We start from the raw sequence: 21,021 nt of genomic DNA, 5'->3' as shown, positions 1-21,021 counted from the left end.
CTTTTTCTTTTTATATTTTTTCACTCTTATATAACCTAATAAAAAACATTTTTTTATTTTCAAAATATTTTTTTTGTTTTATAATATTGATGTGTTTGGGGGGATAGCAAAGCGGCCAAATGCGGGTGGCTGTAACCCACTTTCTTCGGATTCGGGGGTTCGAATCCCTCTCCCCCCACCATGATTGCCCCATAGCCAAGCGGTAAGGCAGTGGGTTTTGGTTCCACGATGCGTTAGTTCGAATCTAACTGGGGCAGCCATATCACCGAAAGGTGTTTTTTTATTACCTTTTTTGCATTATTTTTTTTATTAAAAATGCAATTTTTGAATAAAAATAGTTTAAATTTGCACTTTTTGAATTTTGACCTCTTAAATTTATCTTTTGTGCTAAAATTTAAAAACTATGAATAACAACAAACAATTAGACAAAATTACACCATTAGAACAAGACTTCACTCAATGATATACAGACGTTGTTCAAAACGGAAAATTAATGATGTACGGACCTACAAAAGGTACAATGTTTTTACTCCCTAACTCATACGGGATTTGAGAACTAATTCAAGAAAATTTAAATAAAGCATTCAAAGAAAAAAATGTCCAAAATGTTAACTTACCATTATTAATTCCTGAATCACTTTTCAACAAAGAAAAAGAACACATTGATGGATTCAATCCTGAACTTGCTACAGTTACAATGGCCGGTAATAAAGAGTTAGATGAGAAACTTTTTATTAGACCTACATCAGAGGTTTTATTTGCGCACTTATTTAAAAACTCAATTCAATCATATAAAGATTTACCAATGATCTACAACCAATGAGTAAGTGTTATTAGATGAGAAAAAACAACTAGACCATTTTTAAGATCTAGAGAATTCTTATGACAAGAAGGGCATACAGCTCATTCATCATCATTGGAAGCTAGAACTCTTTCGAAAGAAATGATTAAAGTGTATTCTAAATTCCTTAAAAAATACCTTGCTATTCCTACTATTATAGGTAAGAAAACGCCGAATGAAAAATTCGCAGGTGCATGTACAACTTGAACAATTGAAGCTATGATGAAAAATGGATATGCTCTTCAAGCAGGAACTAGCCACTATTTAGCTCAAAACTTCTCAAAACCTTTTGAAATTCTTTTTAAAAATGAAAAGAATGAATTTGAAAATGTTTATCAAACTTCATGAGGTTGCACAACTAGATTAATTGGTGCACTTATTATGACACATGGTGACAATAGAGGAATTATCATCCCTCCTTATGTTGCTCCTGTTCAAGTTGATATTTTAGAATTATTCGCAAATAAAAATCCACAAATTCATGAAACAGCTAAAAAACTTTTCGCTGACCTTTCAAGAAAATTCCGTGTTAGATTAGATGATACTGATAAAAACCCAGGTTTCAAAGCTTCTAACTCAGAAATCCAAGGAGTTCCATTAAGAATTGAACTTGGACCTAAAGATTTAGAAAACAATCAAGTTACAATCGTTAGAAGAGATACTCTTGAAAAATCACAAGTAGCAATTAAAGATGTTAAAAATGTTATTTCAGACTTATTAAAACAAATTCATGATAATTTATATGAACAAGCCGAACAAAGATTAATTAATAATCAAGAATACGTTTATAACTACGAAGATTTCAAATCAAAAATAGCTGAAAACAAGTTTGTTATTGCTCCATTTTGCTGTGATGGAAATGTTGAAGATCAAATTAAAGAAGACACCGGAGCAACAGCAAGATGCATTCCTCTTTCCTTAGATAAGCCAATCAAGGATGTTGAGTGTTTTTGAGAAGGTTGTGATAAGAAAACAAGTAGATATGTAGTCTTTGCAAAGGCATATTAAAAATGATGTTGTACATCATTTTTTTATATTCTATTTTTGCATTAAATGTGAACAAAGTAATGCCTTTGTTCTTTTTTAGTATTTTTTTGTTCAAAATCGATAATTTTTTTACAAAATAAGTGTGAAAGGAGGAAAAATATGGCCAAAAATATTCAAAAAATGATTACATATATAAATTTATTAAACGGAGAAAACATGCAACAAAATCTATTAACCGAAGCACAAGAAAAAGCATTATATGCTCAAGAGTGCGCAGTAGTCAATAATATATTTAAATTAAGAGATATCTTTATTAAAAATCTTAAAAGTAAAATAGTTAATTTAGAAACTATTTTAAGACACAAAAATGATCCTGAGGTTTCTAAACAACTCGAGATTGAAACTAACAAACTCAAAAATGACTCTTCATTAGTCGGATTAGTTTTATCATTGATGAAAATTCAAAATTCTTGAATAATCAACAAAATGTATTGCGATGAAGAAACAAGATACAATAAGGAATGATATACTGATTATTTCTCAAAGACCACATTCTACAAGAGAAAACGAGATGCTATCAAAGAGTTTATAGAAATCTACTTTAACTATGTATAACATTGTGTCCATACACAATCAGGATACTTATATTGTTGAACAAAGAGACTTCAAAGTAAACATATTAAATGGTGGAAATCTAGGAAATTTTGATTTAAGTAATTTTGATTTACCATTTATTATTAGTATAGATAGAATTTTATCAAATGGATATACAGATATCAGTTTTGGATTCAAAGATAAAATCAATACACCATTTACTGAAGCTCTTAGATACCTTCTAAAAAGAAGATTTAATCTAAACATTTTAAACAATAAATTTACTATTAAAGCTTATGTTTTTGTTAATAAGGAACAAAAGGCTGAATTTAGTACTGACGATTTTGGTCTTAGTAATTTCAAGAGACTGAATTTCATTGAGTTAGATACGCCATTCAATAAATTAAATTCAATCTTCATTAGGTTTACATTTACATCCAAAGTTCTGGGAATTGAGGAAGAATTATTTAAGGAATATCAGGTAATTTTTGGGAATGAAATTAAGAATTCACGACAAATATCTCCACAAAATTTATTATTTAAAATCAAAATACCTTACTCATATGTTTTTAATTTTTCGGAAAATTCAACTTACTGAACTAAAAAGTACTATCACAATATCATTTTAGAATTACCAAAAATTAATAATACAAATCAATTCACGAATTTATTGAAAATTACACAATTTAATGATAAAAAAGATAATTTGATGCCTGGAGAAAATAATAAAAATACAGATATGCAAATTAATGTCAATGAAGTTCATATAAATAATTTCTTATCCAAAAATGAAAAAATTAACTTGCATTTAGAAAAGGAAAATGACGATAATGTTTATCATTCTGGACTAATTGAAAACAACTGTTATCACAAGGTAGTAAGGATAGATGACTATTTAACTACTAATGAATCAGATGTGACAATTAACAAAATTCCAGGTTTAATACCTAGTAAATCCTTAAAAATTCCATATCAATATAGTGGTCTATTAACTTTCAAATTTCCAATTTCCACACCTTATTTCAATTTTGATTTCATCAAAACTTTTGATATCGAGCCCACACAACTTTACGAAAGTAATGCGGATAAAAGACTGAAAATTACTTATTTTGATGATGACAATCCTAAAGTTACATATCGCTTCGTAATTGACTTAAAGGATTCAATCAAAATAATTAAAGAAGAATTTTTCAACTTCAATGAGTTCATTTTAGATGAACAGACAAAGAAAAGACTTAATCAAAAAAATCAGTAAAGTTGTACTTATTTGTGTTGCCGGTGGTTTAATAGGGACTGGCGCATACTTTCTACATAGAAACTTATCACATAATAGAAAACAGTTTGAAGAAGTTCCTGGCAAAAGACGAAAAAGAATTGATGATAAAATCAAAAATTATTACAATTACGAAGAAGATGAGAATTCCTGATTTTTCCCTACGTTAGAGGCTAAATATTTTGAAAAATTTGTAAAAGTTGATGAATATGGATTTAAATACATCGATGAAGACATTGTTAAATCTGTAATTCACGACGTAATCAGAAGGTTTCCGACAAAATATGGTTCAATTTTGTTTGATTATAAAATTATCAATAAAAATCAAATTTTTATTTATATGAAGCACATTAATGAAGACAAAGTAAAAACTAAAACTTACTTAATAGAGCTTAAATAATATATAATTAACCTATGAATTCAAATATTAAAGACTTAGTTTTTAGTGAACTTAAAAAAATATCTAAAAACAAAAACATCACAGAAGACTCTAATATTAGAGAACTTGGAGTTGACTCTCTTGATCTAGCTGAATTAATTTTTGATGCTGAAGAAAGATTAGGAATTACAATTTCTGACGATGAATTGAGAGATGTAAAAACAGTTAAAGATGTTATTAGGATTTTAGATAAATAATATATAATATAGATGGCTTAGGAGTATAGTTCAACGGTAGAACAACGGGCTTCAACCCCGTGTGTTGTGGGTTCGAATCCTGCTACTCCTGCCATTTTTTTATACTCTTTTTTTATATTAAATAAAGTAAAATTAGTAATATGAAAGAAAAAATTAAATTCGGTGTGCTAGGGACTGGAGCATTCGGTTCTGCATTAGCAAATATTTTAATTGAGAATAATTTTCCAGTAATGATGTATGGAATTAATGCACAAGAAATTAGTGATATTAACGATGGATATAATCGCAAATTTTTTGGTGAGATTCCATTTAAAAACTCTAATCTTATTTCAGCAACAAATGATTTAGGTTACTTTTATGAAAATGTAGACACAGTTATCCTAGCTGTTCCATCAGTTGCAGTTGGTGTAATTTTAAGACAATCAGCCAAAGTACTTGGAAACAAAAAAATTAGCATTATCAACTTATCAAAAGGTCTTGAACCTGAAACAAAACAATTCTTTTCTGACTATATAACTTCTGCATTTGATAATAATCTTGAAAATCTTGCGTCAATTATGGGGCCATCATTTGCCATTGAAGTTTTTGAAGGAAAACTTACAATGGTTAACATTGTGGGGATAAATTCAAAATTCAACCAAGAAGTTGCTCAATGCTTTAATAATTCACATTTTTATGTAAAACCATATGATGATATTAAAGGCGCTGAGGTCTTTGCTGCTCTTAAAAATGTTTTAGCTATTGGATTAGGAATGTCATCAGTTTTATATCCGGGTCAAAATTCACACGCTGGACTCCTTACATTAGGGACTTATGAAATATTTAAAATATATAAAACTATGTTCCCTAATGAGGAAGATACAATTGGTTACAATTTTGCAGCTATGGGGGATATTTTCTTAACATGTTCATCACCTACAAGTAGAAACTTTAGTTTTGGTATTAATGTTGCAAAAGTAGGTGTTAGCGAAGCTTTAGCAACACAAAACGTAACTACCGAAGGTTACGATACAGCAATAACATTACAAAAAATAATTGAAGAATATAACATTAAAGATATTCCGTTTTTACAAGGAATTATCGATGTTTTATTCAATAACAAAGACCCAAAAGTCATTTTAGATTCAATAATTTAAACGTGCTCTCGCATGTTTATTTTTTACACCCTTAATTTTTAATATAGTGTAAAATATTATTAATTTATTAATAATATTGGAGGTAACCATGATTACACATACAAAAGATAAGAAAAAATCAGAAGTTGTTGTTAAAGTTAAAATTAATCAAGCAGATTTTGATAAAAAATTAAAAGAATTTACAGACAAATTAGCTAAAAAAGTTAAAGTTAAAGGTTACAGACCAGGAAAAGCTCCTAAAGCTGAAATCGAAAAATATGTAGACCACAGAGCTGCATTTACTGATACAGTTAACTCATTTAGCAATGAAAATCTTCCAGCTGTTTTTGAATATGCTGCAAAAAACAAAATTAAAGCAGCTAGATACCCAATGTTAGACTTACAAAAAGATGGTGAAGATCTTTATTTAGTTTACATTTTTGTTGAAGAACCAGATTTTGCAGTAGATCCTAAAAAATTAAAATTAGACTACAAATCAATTAAAGTAGCTAAAAAAGATGTTGATGACATGAAGAAAGATATCCAAGAAAAATTATCTGTTAATGAAGAAATTACAGATAAAAAAGCTAAAACAAAACTTGGAGACACAGTTAACATTAACTTCAAAGGATTTATTGACAACACACCATTTGAAGGTGGAGAAGCTGAAAACTATGATTTAAAATTAGGCTCAAAAACATTTATTCCAGGATTTGAAGATCAACTTGTTGGTAAATCAGTAGGATGAAAAGGTGATGTAGTTGTTACATTCCCTGCTGACTACTTCGTTAAAGAATACCAAAACAAAGAATCAGTATTCCAAGTTTCAATTAACTCAATAAAGAGATTGAAATTATTCGAATTTACAGATGAAAATGTTAAATTACTTGGTGATCCAAAAATCACAGATCTTAAATCACTTGAAAAAGAACTTAAAAACAATGTTTTCATTAAAAAATTCTTCTCAAACGTTGATTCATTCTACCTTTCATTAATTGAACAAACAATCAAATTAGCAAAAGTTAACTTGCATCCATCATTCATGGAAGAAAGACTTGGATTATTAAAATCTGAATTCGAAAAACAATTAAAACAATTTGGAATGAAGAAAACTGAGTACTTACAATTAATCAAATCATCAGAAGCTGATTTAGAACAAGAATTTGTGAAACAAGCTACAAAAGATGTTGAAAACGCTAAAGCTATTCAATACTGAGTTGCTAAATATCCAGTTAATGCTTCAGCAGAGCAAATCGCAGAATTTACATCAAAAATTGAAGCGTTTGGATTTAATAAATCTGTAGCAAACAACTTAATTATCTCAGCATTAAGAATGTCATTAATTTTAGCTGACGTAAACTCAGAAGCCGCAGCTAACTTAGAAAGTGACTTTACAAAAATTACAAAATAATACTTTTAATGATTAACTAACTCATTTAAATAATTTGAGTTAGTTTTTTTATGCCTTGTTCACTATAAAAAAAGTAAATTAAAAAATGAACAACTTATATTGTTCATTTTAAAAAAACATAATTTTAATTAGCAATAACTAAATTATCATTTTGAAATTTCGTTACCATTTGCATCTTTTTGTTTTCCACAAACAGCTAAAATGAAGTCAACAACCGGTCAAATTCCAACTGAAATTCATCATCCTACTAAAAGTTTTAATAAACCTAATCCGATTCTTCCGGCATAGAATCTATCTACTCCAAATGCTCCTAAGAAGAATGATAATAAAGTTAAAACTAATCTGCTTTTTGGTGATACTGAATTCATAAATGCCTCCTAATTAATCTGTCAATTTAATTATAAATTATTTAAAAGTTTTTTTATTTTTTTCGGGAAAAAGATAGATAGGCAACTTGAGCTATCATAGCACCATTATCTGTTGCATATTTTAATGATGGAACAATAGTGTTTTTATGTAATTTACAAAATTCTTCTCTTAGATAAGAGTTAGCAGAAACTCCACCGCCTAAAACTAAAGTTTTAACATCATATTTCTCTAATGCTGCTTTAGTTTTACTAATCAAGTAGTCAATAGCTGTTTTTTGAAAAGAAACAGCAAGTTGTTCCTTGTTAAGTTCTTCATTTTTCATTTGAGCTTTGTTAACTTTATTTAAAACTTGTGTTTTAAGACCGCTAAATGAAAAATCTAATTCATTATCTGTGTGTGGAAATGTTAATTTTGTAAATTCACCATCATATTCTTTGAAAAGATTATCAATAATTGGTCCACCAGGAAAACCTAGACCTAATCTTGAAGAAACCTTATCGAAAGCTTCTCCAACAGCATCATCAAGTGTCTCTCCGATGATTTCCAAATCATCTACATCTTTAACATAAATTAATTGCGTATGTCCACCAGAAACTAATAAACATAATGCAGGGAATGCAATTTCGTTAGTCAATGTGGCTGATAAAAAGTGACCAACAAGGTGATTGACAGGTACTAAAGGTTTATTTATTGCTAGTGCAAAAGCACTTGCAAATAAATAACCAACTTGTAGCGTTCCTATTAAACCAGGTTCTTTCGTGTAAGCGATATAATCAAAAGAATTTGGATCATATTTTTGCAATATTAATTCCTGAATAAGCGCAATATTTTTAACATGCTCACGTGAAGCTATTTCAGGAATTGTTCCTCCGAACTCTTTAAAAATATCAATTTGTGAAATAGTTCATAAATCTAAAACTTTTCCATCTTCTAAAACTGCTAAAGATGTGTCATCATGGGAAGTTTCAATACCTAAAATTCTCATTAATTTACACCTCCAATTTGAGGTTGTTTAATATATAAAGGTTCTACGCTCATAGTGTTTTCTTCTTTGAATTTATCTTTAAAATCATTGAAGCTATCAATCATCTTTTTATAATCTACTTTGTCAACTTCGATTGAATCCTTTTCAACTATTTGAATGGTGTTTTTATCATAAAAATATACTTTTGAACCTTGTGCATCTATATAGAAGTTTTCTTTATTAGGACTTAATGTTTCTAAAATTTCAAATGTATTAATTGTAAAGAGAGATTTTTTAAATAAAAGAGCAAAAGTTCTAAAGTAAACTAAAGAACTTCTTACACCAGTGAAAAAACCTGGTCCCTTGTTTATATAAAAGTTATTAATTTTATCTACTGTTAAATTATTTTTGCTCAATAACAGTTGAAATTGTTCAGTTATTAACTGAACTTTTTTCTTATAACCTTCTAATAAAACAAAGTCAACAACATTGAAATCTTTATCAAATAAAACTAAAACAAAGTCCTCTGTTGCTGTATCTAAATAAACATTCATTATTTAACCTCTATAATTTCAAAAACATGTTTTTCATCTTCATTAATATATGCATTAATTTTTACATAATGTGTAAAATCTAAATTTTGCAAGTTCGCTCATTCAATAACAACTAAATTATCATCAAAATAATCTTCAAACTCATCAATTGAAGATTTAAAGTTGTATAGATCAATATGAATTAGACCATCATAGTTTTTCATATATGAAAAACTTGGTGATGTAATCTTCTCTTTTATACCTATTTTTTTACCTAATAATTTAGTGAAAGTAGTTTTTCCAGCTCCTAAATCACCTGATAATAATAAAAATTGTTTCTCTTTAAATAGTTCAAAATTTTGATTTATAAAAAGTTCTAAGTCTTGCAGACTAGAACAAACGATTTTTTTTAGCATTCTATAATGTACTAATTTTTTCTTCAGTTAAGTTTTTAGATAATTGAACTACAACAATAGTTTCAGGTCCTGTATGAACCGAAATACAGTTAGGTAATAATGCTGTGAAAACTCTATTTTTTCCCTTGCTTTTTATATAATCAACAACATCTTTTAAGTCACCTGAATTTGAATGGATAATTAAGATATCTTTATCGTTATCCTTTAATTTAGTATCAATATTCTTGTAAATTGTTTTTAAGAATACTAAACCTTTTCCTTCTTTTTCTAATTTCCCTTTATAGAAACTTACGATAGGAATGATTCTAAGCAATCTAGCAACAACAGCTGCAGCAGGTGTTAATCTTCCTCCTTTTAATAAGTATTCATTGTGTTTAGGAAAAATTGAAACTTTTTGTCTCTCATCTCATTGTTCAATTTCTCTAATTGCTTCATCAACATCAGTTCCATTTTTGATTAATTCAACAAAATCTCAAACTTGAAGTGTGATTAATGATGCAACAAAAATTGACTCAATAACTCTTAATTTTGGATATGATGATTCGAGAGCCTTTAAGTTTTGATATTGACTTGATAAATGTTTTGAAATAGGGAAAACAACAACATAATCGTGTGTTTTTGATAACTCACTAATTAAATCTTCTGCTATCCCGATTGGTGTTGCAGAAGTTCTATAGGTTTTTGTATCTAAATTAAAGTAAGTGAAAAAATCTTCTGGTGTTAAATCGATACCATCATTGTATGTTTTTCCATCTAATTCAATTCTTAAAGGAAGATAAAATCATCCTAAATCTTCAGCTTGTTTTTTATTTAATCCTGAAGCTGAATCTACTACTATAGCTACCTTTTTCATAAATTCAATTATATTAAATTTATGTATAATTTTGTTTATGATATTGTTTAATAATTTGGATAAATCATTCTCAAATGTATCTATTATTTTTGTTGATAGTAGAGTTTTGAAAACTCAACAAATACAACTTGATAATATGATTATTTTTTCAGATGATAATAAGAAAATACATTCTATAAATTTACTTGATAATAAGCTTCTTGATATTAAACCTAGTTCAAAATTTGGCGCATTAAATGCAGAACAAATTGCAAAATTATCTTCAGTTTTAGTTAAAAACGGTTTTGCTTTAGAAAATGAACCTAAAATCATTTATGGTTTAATTACAAAAAGAGAAAAACACCCTAAAAGTGAGAAGTTATTTGTTCTAGAAGTTTTAATTAATAAAGAAACAAATGAACATATTCAATTAGTTACAAACACATTAGATTCTCAAGAAGGTAAAGTTGTTGTTTTATCATTACCAGGAACAACTGTTTTTAGTGGTCTAGAAGTCTTAGAAGGCCAAATGCTTAATGTAAAAAGTTACGGAATGCTATCAGGATACAGAACTTTAGGAATCGATAGAGAAGGATTAATTTTCGGAACAAGCGAACAAATTGGAAAGGATTTTGATTTTTAAAATGAATGTACTTAAAGAATTAAGAAACCGTGGTATTTTAAAGGCCATTAGTAATGAGGAAAAATTCAACTCACTTCCAGAAGGTGTTGGAGTTTACTGTGGTTTTGACCCAACAGCAACAAGTTTACACTTAGGAAATTACATTCAAATAGCTAACTTATTAAGATTTAAACAAGCAGGTTTTACAACTTATGCAATCCTAGGTGGAGCTACAGGAATGATCGGTGATCCTTCTTTCAAAGATTCTGAAAGACAACTTCTTGATGATGTTACTGTTCTAGAAAATAAAAATAAAATTAAGGCACAGCTTGAATCATACGGTTTAACTGTTGTAGATAACTATGATTTTTACAAAGATATGAATATTTTAGAATTCCTTAGATCTGTAGGTAAATTAGTAAATATTTCATATATGCTTGCTAAAGATTCAGTTGCTTCTAGAATTGAAAAAGGATTAAGTTTTACCGAATTCACTTACCAATTAATTCAAGGTTGGGACTTTGCTACTTTATACAAAGATAGAAATATTTGCATTCAATTCGGTGGTTCAGATCAATGAGGAAATATCACAACCGGTTTAGATATGATTTCTACATTGCACGGAAACGATCATAAAGCAGTCGCAATTACAGCTAACTTATTAACTGATGCAAATGGAAACAAATTTGGTAAATCAACAGGTGGTGGTAGTTTATGATTAGATGCATCAAAAACAAAACCATTTGTTATGTATCAATTCTTGTTAAATCAACCTGATAGCGAAGTTGAAAAATTACTTAAATGATTAACATTTTTACCATTAGAGCAAATTGAACAAATTATTGAAAAACATAAAGAGCAACCTTCATTAAGATATGCTCAAAAAGAGCTTGCTTATGCAGTTATTTCCGACGTTCACTCAAGTGCTGAAGCTAAAAAAGCAAAATTAATTTCAGAAATATTGTTTAATAAAAATTTAGATTTATCAAATTATTCAACAGAAGAAATATCTGATATTTATGAAGATATTAACCATTTTGAATTAGTTAAAGACCAAAATTTAATTAATCAACTTATTGAAAATAACATTATTAAATCAAAACGTGAAGCTAGAGAGTTTATTACAAATAATTCAATTAAGCTCAATTTAGAACCAGTAAATGAAGACAGCGTTTTAAATTCAAGTTTATGAAATAACAAATTCGCACTTCTTCACGTTGGTAAGAAAAATATTTACTTAATCAAAATTAAATAGAAATGAAAAATTCTCATCGGTTGATGAGAATTTTCTTATACCTTTGAAGTTCTGCTCAAAATTGGATGATAATGAGCTTCAATCTTTTCTTTTAAATCAGGTAAATAACGAACTAATTCTTTTTTAAAAGTTTTATCGTGTTTAATAAAACCTACTGCATGCAATAATTCGTGAACCACAGTTTCTTTAATAAAATATTCATCGATTAAATACAATCTCTCGTTGAACATTATTAAAAATTGTTTTTTGGGATCTGATGATCTAATTACACATCTTCCTCAATATGATTTTGAGTTTTTTAGCTCCCATCTTCACTTTTTATCAATGTTCATTGTTTGTGAATATTCATCAAAGTATTTCTGAATAATTATTGAAATTTTCTCTCTTGCAAACTCCAATAATAATGGTTTTATTCTTCTTTCAGACCTACAACGTAGTGATTTTGCTACTTTTTGACTTGAGTCAAATATGTAAAGATAATTATTAGGAAGCAATTTATAAGTGTATCTTTCTCCTAATAAAACAAATCAATCTTTATCAACTGAAATTTCATTTTCAGCAAGTAATTTGTGTGTATAAACCATAATTAAAGATAAAGAAAATGCCTATTAAGCATTTTCTTTATTATGTTCCTCATTAGCTTGTTTTGTGTAATTAAAAATTAGTTCAGCTAATTTATCTTTAGGCATTTCTTGATATCCACTGATACCTAATAATTCAGCCATTTTGAATAATTGCTCATTTGGAATTTCTAAAAGTTTTTTGATTGCAGTTTCTTTTTGAACATCTGCTTGAATTTTTTCTTCTTCTGATAAATCTTTCTTTTCTGAATCAGTAGCATCTGCTGCTTTATTTTGATTTTTGAAAATATCATTTAAGTTTGCACCATTAGCAAATCCTGAAAATAAATCAGAAATACCATTTGGGTTATTTTTGAATAACTCTTGCATTTTAGCGGCCATAGCAAGTGTTTCTTCTTCCATTTTAATTGAGTAGAACATCTTAATAATAAATACAACTTTTTTAGCAGGAATTAATCAGTTAACAATTGTTAATATAGTTGTAACAACATCAATAACAACAATTGCAATTACAATATTTGGTAAACCTGGTTGATTAAATGTTCCGTTAAAAATGTACTTGAATAATGTGAAAACACTGAATAGTCCTACAATTGTTGACAATAGGATTGGTCATCTATTGAAATTAAGATAAGTTTTTTCCTTACGAACTTTGATAAAAGAAATAATTATCACAATTGCAGCAGCACAAAAAATAATTATGTAAAAAATTTGATTTATTATGTAGAAAATAAATAAACTTTTACTTTCGTTTATGACTTTAATTACATCATCAGATGATAAATTTGTGGTGTCAGGTTTTAAAAATGTGTTGTGGCCAATTGTCACAATTAAGAAGCCGGCCAATGTTAATGCAGCAATTAATGTGATTGAAGCAAATAAAAGTCAAACTCAACTAGCAAATGTTTTTTGTCCTTTTTCATACAATTCATCTGCTTTACGATATTTTAGAAAATCTCTTAAATTTCATTTAAGCATTCAATACCTCCTTTATTTCATCTTCTTTTATAAATTCATCGAAATTAAAATCAGCTACATCAAAGTCGTGTGGTGGTTTTGAATAAAACACCATTTCTTTTCCAGTCATAGGATGATGTAATTCTAATTTATAAGCGTGTAATCTTTGTCCATTTTCATCAACATACTTGTTGTAAACTGGATCTCCATAAATTGGATTTTTAATATATGCCATATGCACTCTGATTTGATGTGTTCTTCCTGTCTCAAGTTCGCATTTTACAAGTGATTTAGGTAAGTTATCAATGTAAAATGTTTTTAATAAAGTAGCGTGAGTAGTTGCTGGTTTAGCATTAATATCAGTCACTTCCATTTTAAGTCTATCTTTGGCATTTCTACCAATAGGTAATACTAATTTAAGTTTTTTACTTTCTAATACTCCATCACAAATTGCTAAATATGAACGCTTAATTTCGTGAGTAGCAAATAACTCAGAAAGTTTATTATGAACCTCATTGGTTTTTGCGATAACTAATAAACCGCTTGTGTCTTTGTCAATTCTATGAACAATACCTGGTCTAAGCAGTCCATTCTGATCTGATAAATTATTTTTAAAATGATATAAAAGTCCATTTACTAAAGTGTCTTCATAATGACCTGGAGCTGGGTGAACTGTCATGCCAGTCGGTTTATTAATAACACATAAATATTCATCATCATAAACAATATCTAAATCCATTTGTTTAGGAACTACTTTAATTTCCTTATCAAGTACTCTTGAAATTTTAATTACTTGACCTTCTCTAACCATAAATTTAGGTTTATTAACCAAAACATCATCAACTGTTACAACTCTCTCATCAATAAGTTGCTTAATATCATTACGTGATATTTCAGTATTATTTGAAATATATTTATCAATTCTTTCAGGATATTTAACTACTAATTCAATCATAAATTCAATTATATATTTTTTATAGATTTTATTTGTATTTACTAATAAATATTTATTTATTAGTACGCTTGAGAAAACTATATAAAAAGTTTTTAATGTTATAATATGACTATGTTAGATTTTTTAGAGAAAAGAATACAAAAAAGTATTGCAAAAATGTCAAAAAAAACAACTCTAAATGAAGCTGATATTCTAGAAGTAACTAAAGACGTAAAATTAGCACTTCTTGAAGCTGACGTTAACTTAAGAGTTGTTAAAGAGTTTATTAATAATGTTAAAGCAAAGGCTTTAGAATCTGAAATTATAGGTAAATTAAATCCATCACAACAAATGATTAAAATTTTTCACGATGAACTTGTAAATATTTTAGGTGGAAAAACTAGAGAAATTTCAATCACAAAAAAACCTTATATCATTATGATGTGTGGACTTCAAGGTTCAGGGAAAACTACAGCAACAGCTAAAATTGCTTACTATCTTAGAAAGAAAAAATTCGTAAATAATCCACTTGTTGTTGCAGCTGACATTTATCGTCCAGCTGCTGTGCAACAATTAGTAACTTTAGCAAAGAGTATTCAAGTTGATTACTATGAGCAAGGTGTTGAAGTTCCTGCAGAAGAAATTGTAACTAATGCATTAAAACAAGCTGATGCTAATAAAAATGACTTAATTATTATCGATACAGCCGGTCGTTTATCAATTGATGAGAAGTTAATGCAAGAGCTTAAAAACATTAAACAAATTGCTCATCCATCTGAAATATTCTTTGTTGCTGATGCTATGTCTGGTCAAGACATTGTTAATGTTGCTCAAGCATTCAATGATAACTTAAGCTTATCAGGTTTAATTATTACAAAACTTGATTCAGATGCGCGTGGTGGAGCCGCATTAAGCTTACGTCAAGTGCTAAATGTTCCTATCAGATTTATTGGTACAGGTGAAAAAACATCTAATATTGATTTATTTCACCCTAACCGTATGGCTGATAGAATTCTCGGGATGGGTGATGTTTTATCACTTATCGAACATGCGCAAGACAACATCGATGAAGATAAAGCAAAAAATATGGTTGAAAGAATTTTTTCAGGTAAATTTGACCTTGATGATTTAATGGATCAAATTAAGCAAATGAAGAAATTAGGTAAATTCTCAAAATTACTTAAAATGCTTCCTGGTTCTTTATCAAATAAAATTAATGAAGAAGACTTAGATAAAGCTGAAGAAAAAATGCAACTTTACCAAATCTTAATGTCTTCAATGACCAAGAAAGAAAGAAAAAATCCTAAACTTTTAAAACAAGCATCTAGAAAAGAAAGAATTTTAAAAGGTTCAGGAAGAAGTGTCCAAGAATACAATAAACTACTTAATGAGTTTGAATCAATGCAAAAAAGAATAGTTGATATGGCTAATAAATTCAAAAATGGTGGAACAAGTGGTTTAGGTGGTCTTGGAGGATTATTCTAAAATAAAAAGCAACATTTAATTATGTTGCTTTTTTAATTTTATTGATAAAATTAACTTATTAAATTGTGCCATCATAGCTCAGCAGGCAGAGCACTTCCATGGTAAGGAAGGGGTCGCTGGTTCGAGTCCAGTTGTTGGCACCATTTTTTTATTACTCTTTTGATACTTTGTCTAAAACAGATTTTAATTCTGAATATGGTAAATATCCTGAAAGTGCAGTTACATATTTTGCATCCTTATAAATTTGAATATATGGAATACTTGTAATATTCATCTCTCTTGCAAAATCTCTGTTTTTATCAATATTAACTCTTAATATTTCGGCATTATCTTTTTGGTCTAATTCAGTTAATGTGTTTGCATATAACATTTTACATGGGCCACATCAGTCTGCATAAAATACTAAAAGTTTCACACCTTTTGAATTATCTAAAAGTGAAAAAACATCTTGTTTTGTTAAATCATTGTGAATCATTTTCGCCCCCTTAAACAATATGTAATTATTATACCAAAAAATAAAAAAGTGCTTTTTAGCACTTATTTTTTATGAAATTTGAACTTTTTACTGCTTTTAATATAACAGTTTTTAAAAAAAGGTATAAAAAAGCAGCGGCTCCCTATTTTCACTGTAAAGCTATCTTCGGCACTAAAGGGCTTAACTACTGAGTTCGGAATGGATTCAGGTGATCCCCTTTGCTATAACCACTGTGAATATTATAGCACTGATAAATAAAAACAAAAACATTTTTTAAATTTTTTTCTAAAAAATTTTGATCTCCAATGAAACATAAATTTCGCCACTTACATTCATTGGTTAGGAAACTAAATTTAACACTATGAATTTACAAAATTAGTAGAATAAAAACATCTCAACAATGTTGAGATGTTTATCTAATTACTTAATTATTTATTACGTATATAAATGTTAGCTTCGTATTCTAAACCTTTATCTTCTTCACGCGCTTCTTTAATTCACATTATAATTGAAATGATAATGAAAAGTATAATACCAACAAATACGAATGTATCAGCTAGATTGAATGTACCTTTATCTGCTCAAGGTAAGTAAAGCATATCTTTTACATAACCGTTAAATAAAATTCTATCTAACGCATTTCCAAAATCACCTGCTAGTAAGATACCTAATGGGATTGAATAGTATAAAGAATTCTTAGTGAAGAATAAAGGCAATATTAGGATAAATGCAGCCACCATAAAGCTTAATCCTTGAATTAAAGCAATATTAGTTGTCTTAAGAAATGTGACACCTTTATGTCAAATAGATCTAATTCCAAATAAACCAAAATTTTGTCATTCACCAGAATTTGATGGATAAATATTTTCAGGGAAAATGTATGTTCCATCTGGTAAAGGAGCTTGCCCATCTGGTCTTAATCTTAAAACATCACCATGTTTAAATAGAAAAGTTTTTGTTAGTTGGTCTATTGTTAAGAAAATTGCAAAAGCAATGAATAATATTACATATGCAGTTAAAATTGATTTTCAATTTACTTTGAAATGTTCAACTACTTTAGTTTCAAAAGTTTTATTTTGTTGTTCTTGATTATTCATAATTATTTATCTTCCCAATCTTTTACAATTTCATAACATGTATTACATAAATTATCTATCATCTCTGATTTTTCAAAATGATTTCAGCATCTTTGACATTTTTCAGAATCAAATGTTGCAATTTCTAATTCATTATTTGATTCAAATGATACTTTACCTACCATTAATAAAGTTTTTAAATCAAGTGATTTGATAAAGTCTGATAATGAATTTGGTAATTTAACATATACTTCATTAATTCTCTTAATTGTACCTTCTTTAATTAAGTTATCAACTTTAGCATTTACTTCAGCACGTAATTGGAAGAATTCATCAAATTGTTCAATTAATGATTTATTAACTGCAACATTATTAAAATCAAATGCATCAAACATTATTGAGTCATACTTTGTAGCTTTATTAAAGTGTTCGTATGCTTCTTCAGCTGTTGTAGGTAAAATAGGAGCAATTGCTTTAATAATAAAGTCTACGATTTCATATAAGTTTGATTGAACCATTAATCTTTCTGGATCGTTTGATTTTCTTATATAAAGGATGTCTTTAGTAATTGATAAATAGAATCCAGATAAGTCGACAATATAGTTATTTAGTAATTTAACAACATTAATGAATTTATATTCATCATAAGCTTTTTTAATGTTTAATTTTAATTCATTTAATTGCTCTGAAATAAGTGCATGAACACCTGTTTTTTGAATATTAGAATCATATTCAAAACCGGATAAATTACCTAACATAAATCTGATAGTATTTCTGATTTTTCTATAGATTTCAGTATTTTGATCAAGGATATCGTCTGAAATATTTACATCATTTGTATATTCACTATTAGCTGCTCATAATCTTAATATATCTGCACCACGTTTTTTAACAACATCAATAGGTTTAATTACATTTCCTAATGATTTTGACATCTTGTTACCATTCTTATCTAAAACAAAACCGTGTGAAACAATTTGCTTATATGGAGCTGTTTTTTGATATGCAACTGAGTTAATGATAGATGAGTTAAATCAACCTCTGTATTGGTCAATTCCCTCTAAATATAAGTCATATGGAGCCTTGTGACGCTCATCAATATCAACAGCAGTAAATGAAACACCAGAATCAAATCAAACATCCATGATATCCATTTCTCTTGTAAATTCTCTACCTTTGTATTTTGGATGTAATAAGTCTTGTGTATCTCATTCTCATCAGATATTGATATCGTGCTCTAAAACTTGATTAATTGTGAAATCAAATTGTTCTTTATCAATTACAGGGTTTTTATGTTCATCATAAAAGATAATGATTGGAACACCTCAAGTTCTTTGTCTTGAAATAGTTCAATCACCTCTTTCTGCGATCATATTTCTTAATCTTGTTTTAGCTCATTCAGGGTATGTCGAAACTTTTGTTTCAATATTTTCTAAAATGTCTCTTCTAATTTTATCAATAGAAACAAATCATTGAGGTGTACCTCTATAAATAATTGGTTTGTGAGTTCTTCAATCGTGTGGATATGAGTGCTTCATAAACTCCAATTTCATAACTCTATCATCTAAAAACTCAACAATAGGTTTGTTTGCACTATCATAAAATAAACCATCAAAATCAGTACCTGTTCCAAAGATAGTTCCATCATCAGCAACGTGCATAATTTTTTCTAAATTAAATCTTTGCCCAATTAAAAAGTCGTCTTCTCCGAACATTGGAGCAATATGAACAATACCTGTACCAGATTCTTCAGTAACATGATGACCAACAACTAACGGAGCTAATAAACGAGTGATTGGTGTGAAATATAAAATATTTTTACCAAGAACTTCATACCCATAAAATTCATCTAGAATGTCATATTCATAAATTTCATTCTTCTCAGCATATTTCTTAAATAATTCTTCTGAAAAAATTAGAGTATCATTTTCAACCTTAACTCTAATGTATTTGATTTTAAGCCCTACAGCAGCTCCTGAGTTAGCTAATAACGTCCATGGAGTAGTTGTTCAAACAACAATATCATCACCGTTATGAATCTTTTCGAAGTTACTACTTACAACTCTTAGTTTTAAATATAATGATGGACTTCTTACTTCTTTATATTCAACTTCAGCTTCTGCTAAAGCACTTTGTGAAGTAGGAGATCAATAAATTGGTTTAAGTCCTTTATATACTAAACCATCTAAAATCATTTTAGAAAAGACTTCTAATTGTTTAGCTACGTATTTCTTATCTAAAGTGATGTAATACTTTTTAAAATCTGAAAAAAGTTGTAATTGTTTAAATTGTTCTTTCTGAATTTCGACTTGTTCCAATGCATAAGCTTTCGCTTTAATTCTTAACTCAAGTGGTGAAATTTCTTCTTTCTTAAGGTTGCTTTCTGAAAGCATTTTATGTTCAATAGGCAATCCATGTGTATCTCATCCAGGAACAAATGGAGAATAATATTTATTTAAAGTTTTTCATCTCACAATTATATCTTTTAAGATTTTGTTTAAAGCATGACCTACGTGTAAATCTCCATTAGCATATGGTGGACCATCATGTAAAATGAAAGATATATTATCTTTATATTCTTCTAATATTCTTTGATATATGTTATCTTGATATCACTTTTCTCTATATTTACTTTCTTTTTCGATTAAATTAGCTTTCATTTCAAAGCTTGTTTGCGGCATATTTAAAGTCTTTTTGAAGTCCATATTTTCTCCCTGTTGTTAAATTACAAATTAATTATAAATAAATTAAATTATATAAGAAAATCCTCTAATTTACTAACTTAACAAGTTAACAAATTAGAGGATTTTTGGTGGCCTCGGCAGGAATCGAACCAGCGACACACAGAGCTTCAATCTGTTGCTCTACCTACTGAGCTACAAGGCCATAATGGCGGTCCAGACGGGGATCGAACCCGCGTTCTCCTCCGTGACAGGGAGGCGTATTAAACCACTTTACCACTGGACCATTTTGGTTGCAGAGGAAAGAATTGAACTTTCGACCTTCGGGTTATGAGCCCGACGAGCTACCACTGCTCCACTCTGCTATGTATCTCCTGTTATTGGCGGGTGATGAGGGATTCGAACCCCCGCGGGCCGTGAAGCCCCTGCTAGTTTTCAAGACTAGTCCCTTCAGCCGGACTTGGGTAATCACCCGTATGGTGGACCTAACAGGATTCGAACCTGTAACCGACCGGTTATGAGCCGGTTGCTCTAACCGTTGAGCTATAGGTCCGTAATTTGGTAGCACCGAAGAGATTCGAACTCTTGACCTTCCGGGTATGAACCGGATGCTCTAACCAACTGAGCTACAGTGCCATATATGGTGGAGAGTATGGGATTCGAACCCACCACCTCCTGCGTGCAAGGCAGGCGCTCTAGCCAAATGAGCTAACCCCCCATATAAATGGTGAAGAAGACAGGATTTGAACCTGCGACCACTACAGCCCAAATGTAGTGCTCTACCAAGCTGAGCTACTTCTCCAACAATCATTAGTTGCGTTATTATTATAATATAAAAAATATTTTTATGAAATTTTTTTTATATTTTTTTGAAAATAAAAAAAACACCATTAAAGGTGTCAAATATTCTTTGAAAACTGAATAGTTATTTTTAATAATTCATTAAAATGTCTGAATACATCTTAATATACTTTTAAACCTATC

The 21,021-nt window shown here is 28.8% G+C and carries 21 protein-coding genes, 12 tRNA genes and 1 rRNA gene; 14 read left to right on the top strand and 20 right to left on the bottom strand.

Annotated features, from left to right (window positions below; all coding sequences use genetic code 4):
• Positions 1-97 precede the first annotated feature (97 nt).
• From VBM91_RS02630 to tig, 10 genes are all read left to right on the top strand, one after another.
• Positions 98-181 (top strand) — tRNA-Tyr (locus tag VBM91_RS02630).
• 4 nt (positions 182-185) lie between these two features.
• Positions 186-260 (top strand) — tRNA-Gln (locus VBM91_RS02625).
• 143 nt (positions 261-403) lie between these two features.
• A complete protein-coding gene (proS, locus tag VBM91_RS02620) occupies positions 404-1,849 on the top strand; it encodes a proline--tRNA ligase (RefSeq protein WP_323188751.1) in 1,446 nt (481 codons plus the stop codon).
• Positions 1,850-1,987: 138 nt separating this feature from the next.
• Complete coding sequence (locus VBM91_RS02615) at positions 1,988-2,443, top strand: MG284/MPN403 family protein (protein ID WP_323177776.1); 456 nt, start codon at positions 1,988-1,990, stop codon at positions 2,441-2,443.
• 4 nt (positions 2,444-2,447) lie between these two features.
• Positions 2,448-3,677 carry an MHO_1580 family protein gene (locus VBM91_RS02610; protein WP_323188750.1) on the top strand — a complete coding sequence of 410 codons (1,230 nt, stop codon included), beginning with the start codon at positions 2,448-2,450 and terminating at the stop codon, positions 3,675-3,677.
• On the top strand, positions 3,637-4,095 hold the full coding sequence (locus VBM91_RS02605; RefSeq protein ID WP_323189187.1) for an MHO_1590 family protein: 459 nt from the start codon (positions 3,637-3,639) through the stop codon (positions 4,093-4,095). Before VBM91_RS02610 ends, VBM91_RS02605 begins: the two co-directional genes overlap by 41 nt.
• A 14-nt stretch (positions 4,096-4,109) precedes the next feature.
• Positions 4,110-4,331: an acyl carrier protein gene (locus VBM91_RS02600; RefSeq protein ID WP_257089230.1), complete on the top strand. Its 222-nt coding sequence runs from the start codon at positions 4,110-4,112 to the stop codon at positions 4,329-4,331.
• A 19-nt stretch (positions 4,332-4,350) separates the two neighbouring features.
• Positions 4,351-4,425 (top strand) — tRNA-Trp (locus tag VBM91_RS02595).
• 46 nt (positions 4,426-4,471) lie between these two features.
• On the top strand, positions 4,472-5,467 hold the full coding sequence (locus VBM91_RS02590) for an NAD(P)H-dependent glycerol-3-phosphate dehydrogenase (protein WP_323188748.1): 996 nt from the start codon (positions 4,472-4,474) through the stop codon (positions 5,465-5,467).
• A gap of 88 nt (positions 5,468-5,555) precedes the next feature.
• A complete protein-coding gene (gene tig, locus VBM91_RS02585) occupies positions 5,556-6,857 on the top strand; it encodes a trigger factor (RefSeq protein ID WP_323188747.1) in 1,302 nt (433 codons plus the stop codon).
• 143 nt (positions 6,858-7,000) lie between these two features.
• Here the strand turns inward: tig and VBM91_RS02580 are convergent, their stop codons facing one another.
• The 5 genes from VBM91_RS02580 to VBM91_RS02560 are packed head-to-tail and all read right to left on the bottom strand — an operon-like array spanning position 7,001 to position 9,992.
• Positions 7,001-7,225: a TM2 domain-containing protein gene (locus tag VBM91_RS02580; protein WP_323177770.1), complete on the bottom strand. Its 225-nt coding sequence runs from the start codon at positions 7,223-7,225 to the stop codon at positions 7,001-7,003.
• A gap of 53 nt (positions 7,226-7,278) precedes the next feature.
• On the bottom strand, positions 7,279-8,211 hold the full coding sequence (gene tsaD / locus VBM91_RS02575; protein ID WP_323188746.1) for a tRNA (adenosine(37)-N6)-threonylcarbamoyltransferase complex transferase subunit TsaD: 933 nt from the start codon (positions 8,209-8,211) through the stop codon (positions 7,279-7,281).
• On the bottom strand, positions 8,211-8,744 hold the full coding sequence (gene tsaB, locus VBM91_RS02570) for a tRNA (adenosine(37)-N6)-threonylcarbamoyltransferase complex dimerization subunit type 1 TsaB (RefSeq protein WP_323188745.1): 534 nt from the start codon (positions 8,742-8,744) through the stop codon (positions 8,211-8,213). Before tsaB ends, tsaD begins: the two co-directional genes overlap by 1 nt.
• A complete protein-coding gene (gene tsaE / locus VBM91_RS02565; protein WP_323188744.1) occupies positions 8,744-9,139 on the bottom strand; it encodes a tRNA (adenosine(37)-N6)-threonylcarbamoyltransferase complex ATPase subunit type 1 TsaE in 396 nt (131 codons plus the stop codon). Before tsaE ends, tsaB begins: the two co-directional genes overlap by 1 nt.
• A 1-nt stretch (position 9,140) precedes the next feature.
• Complete coding sequence (locus VBM91_RS02560) at positions 9,141-9,992, bottom strand: DegV family protein (protein ID WP_323188743.1); 852 nt, start codon at positions 9,990-9,992, stop codon at positions 9,141-9,143.
• A gap of 37 nt (positions 9,993-10,029) precedes the next feature.
• Between VBM91_RS02560 and tapR the strand changes: the two genes are divergently transcribed.
• Positions 10,030-10,614: a TyrS-associated PheT N-terminal domain-related protein TapR gene (tapR, locus tag VBM91_RS02555; RefSeq protein ID WP_416234921.1), complete on the top strand. Its 585-nt coding sequence runs from the start codon at positions 10,030-10,032 to the stop codon at positions 10,612-10,614.
• Position 10,615: 1 nt separating this feature from the next.
• On the top strand, positions 10,616-11,848 hold the full coding sequence (tyrS, locus tag VBM91_RS02550; RefSeq protein WP_323188741.1) for a tyrosine--tRNA ligase: 1,233 nt from the start codon (positions 10,616-10,618) through the stop codon (positions 11,846-11,848).
• A gap of 35 nt (positions 11,849-11,883) precedes the next feature.
• On the opposite strand, the gene VBM91_RS02545 is transcribed toward tyrS, so the two are convergent.
• The 3 genes from VBM91_RS02545 to VBM91_RS02535 are packed head-to-tail and all read right to left on the bottom strand — an operon-like array spanning position 11,884 to position 14,341.
• Entirely contained in the window at positions 11,884-12,432 is a 549-nt protein-coding gene (locus VBM91_RS02545; protein ID WP_323188740.1) for a SprT-like domain-containing protein, read from the bottom strand.
• A gap of 24 nt (positions 12,433-12,456) precedes the next feature.
• Positions 12,457-13,407 (bottom strand): hypothetical protein, encoded by a 951-nt coding sequence (locus tag VBM91_RS02540; protein WP_323188739.1) that lies wholly within the window; start codon positions 13,405-13,407, stop codon positions 12,457-12,459.
• On the bottom strand, positions 13,400-14,341 hold the full coding sequence (locus VBM91_RS02535) for an RluA family pseudouridine synthase (RefSeq protein ID WP_323189185.1): 942 nt from the start codon (positions 14,339-14,341) through the stop codon (positions 13,400-13,402). The genes VBM91_RS02540 and VBM91_RS02535 overlap by 8 nt, the downstream gene beginning before the upstream one ends.
• A 105-nt stretch (positions 14,342-14,446) precedes the next feature.
• Between VBM91_RS02535 and ffh the strand changes: the two genes are divergently transcribed.
• Both ffh and VBM91_RS02525 read left to right on the top strand, forming a co-directional pair.
• The gene (ffh, locus tag VBM91_RS02530; protein ID WP_323189184.1) at positions 14,447-15,805 is read left to right on the top strand and encodes a signal recognition particle protein; all 1,359 of its coding nucleotides are present in this window, start codon (positions 14,447-14,449) and stop codon (positions 15,803-15,805) included.
• Between the two features lie 67 nt (positions 15,806-15,872).
• A tRNA-Thr gene (locus VBM91_RS02525) sits at positions 15,873-15,948 on the top strand.
• 8 nt (positions 15,949-15,956) lie between these two features.
• On the opposite strand, the gene VBM91_RS02520 is transcribed toward VBM91_RS02525, so the two are convergent.
• The 12 genes from VBM91_RS02520 to VBM91_RS02465 form a co-directional block, all read right to left on the bottom strand.
• Positions 15,957-16,280: a thioredoxin family protein gene (locus VBM91_RS02520; RefSeq protein ID WP_323188736.1), complete on the bottom strand. Its 324-nt coding sequence runs from the start codon at positions 16,278-16,280 to the stop codon at positions 15,957-15,959.
• A gap of 129 nt (positions 16,281-16,409) precedes the next feature.
• Positions 16,410-16,515: ribosomal RNA gene (gene rrf / locus VBM91_RS02515) — 5S ribosomal RNA — on the bottom strand.
• Positions 16,516-16,708: 193 nt separating this feature from the next.
• Entirely contained in the window at positions 16,709-17,377 is a 669-nt protein-coding gene (locus VBM91_RS02510; RefSeq protein ID WP_323188735.1) for a signal peptidase II, read from the bottom strand.
• 2 nt (positions 17,378-17,379) lie between these two features.
• On the bottom strand, positions 17,380-20,061 hold the full coding sequence (gene ileS / locus VBM91_RS02505) for an isoleucine--tRNA ligase (protein WP_323188734.1): 2,682 nt from the start codon (positions 20,059-20,061) through the stop codon (positions 17,380-17,382).
• A gap of 105 nt (positions 20,062-20,166) precedes the next feature.
• Positions 20,167-20,242 (bottom strand) — tRNA-Phe (locus VBM91_RS02500).
• A 4-nt stretch (positions 20,243-20,246) separates the two neighbouring features.
• Positions 20,247-20,323 (bottom strand) — tRNA-Asp (locus tag VBM91_RS02495).
• A 4-nt stretch (positions 20,324-20,327) separates the two neighbouring features.
• Positions 20,328-20,402, bottom strand: a tRNA-Met gene (locus tag VBM91_RS02490).
• A 16-nt stretch (positions 20,403-20,418) separates the two neighbouring features.
• Positions 20,419-20,511, bottom strand: a tRNA-Ser gene (locus VBM91_RS02485).
• Between the two features lie 3 nt (positions 20,512-20,514).
• Positions 20,515-20,590: transfer RNA gene (locus VBM91_RS02480), tRNA-Ile, on the bottom strand.
• A 6-nt stretch (positions 20,591-20,596) separates the two neighbouring features.
• Positions 20,597-20,673 (bottom strand) — tRNA-Met (locus VBM91_RS02475).
• A gap of 5 nt (positions 20,674-20,678) precedes the next feature.
• Positions 20,679-20,755 (bottom strand) — tRNA-Ala (locus tag VBM91_RS02470).
• A gap of 7 nt (positions 20,756-20,762) precedes the next feature.
• Positions 20,763-20,839: transfer RNA gene (locus tag VBM91_RS02465), tRNA-Pro, on the bottom strand.
• Positions 20,840-21,021: the final 182 nt, after the last annotated feature.

It is taken from the genome of Mycoplasma sp. 2248 (assembly GCF_034863245.1).
Taxonomy (GTDB): Bacteria; Bacillota_I; Bacilli_A; order Mycoplasmatales; family Metamycoplasmataceae; genus Mycoplasmopsis.
This window is presented reverse-complemented; position numbering and strand designations above follow the sequence as displayed.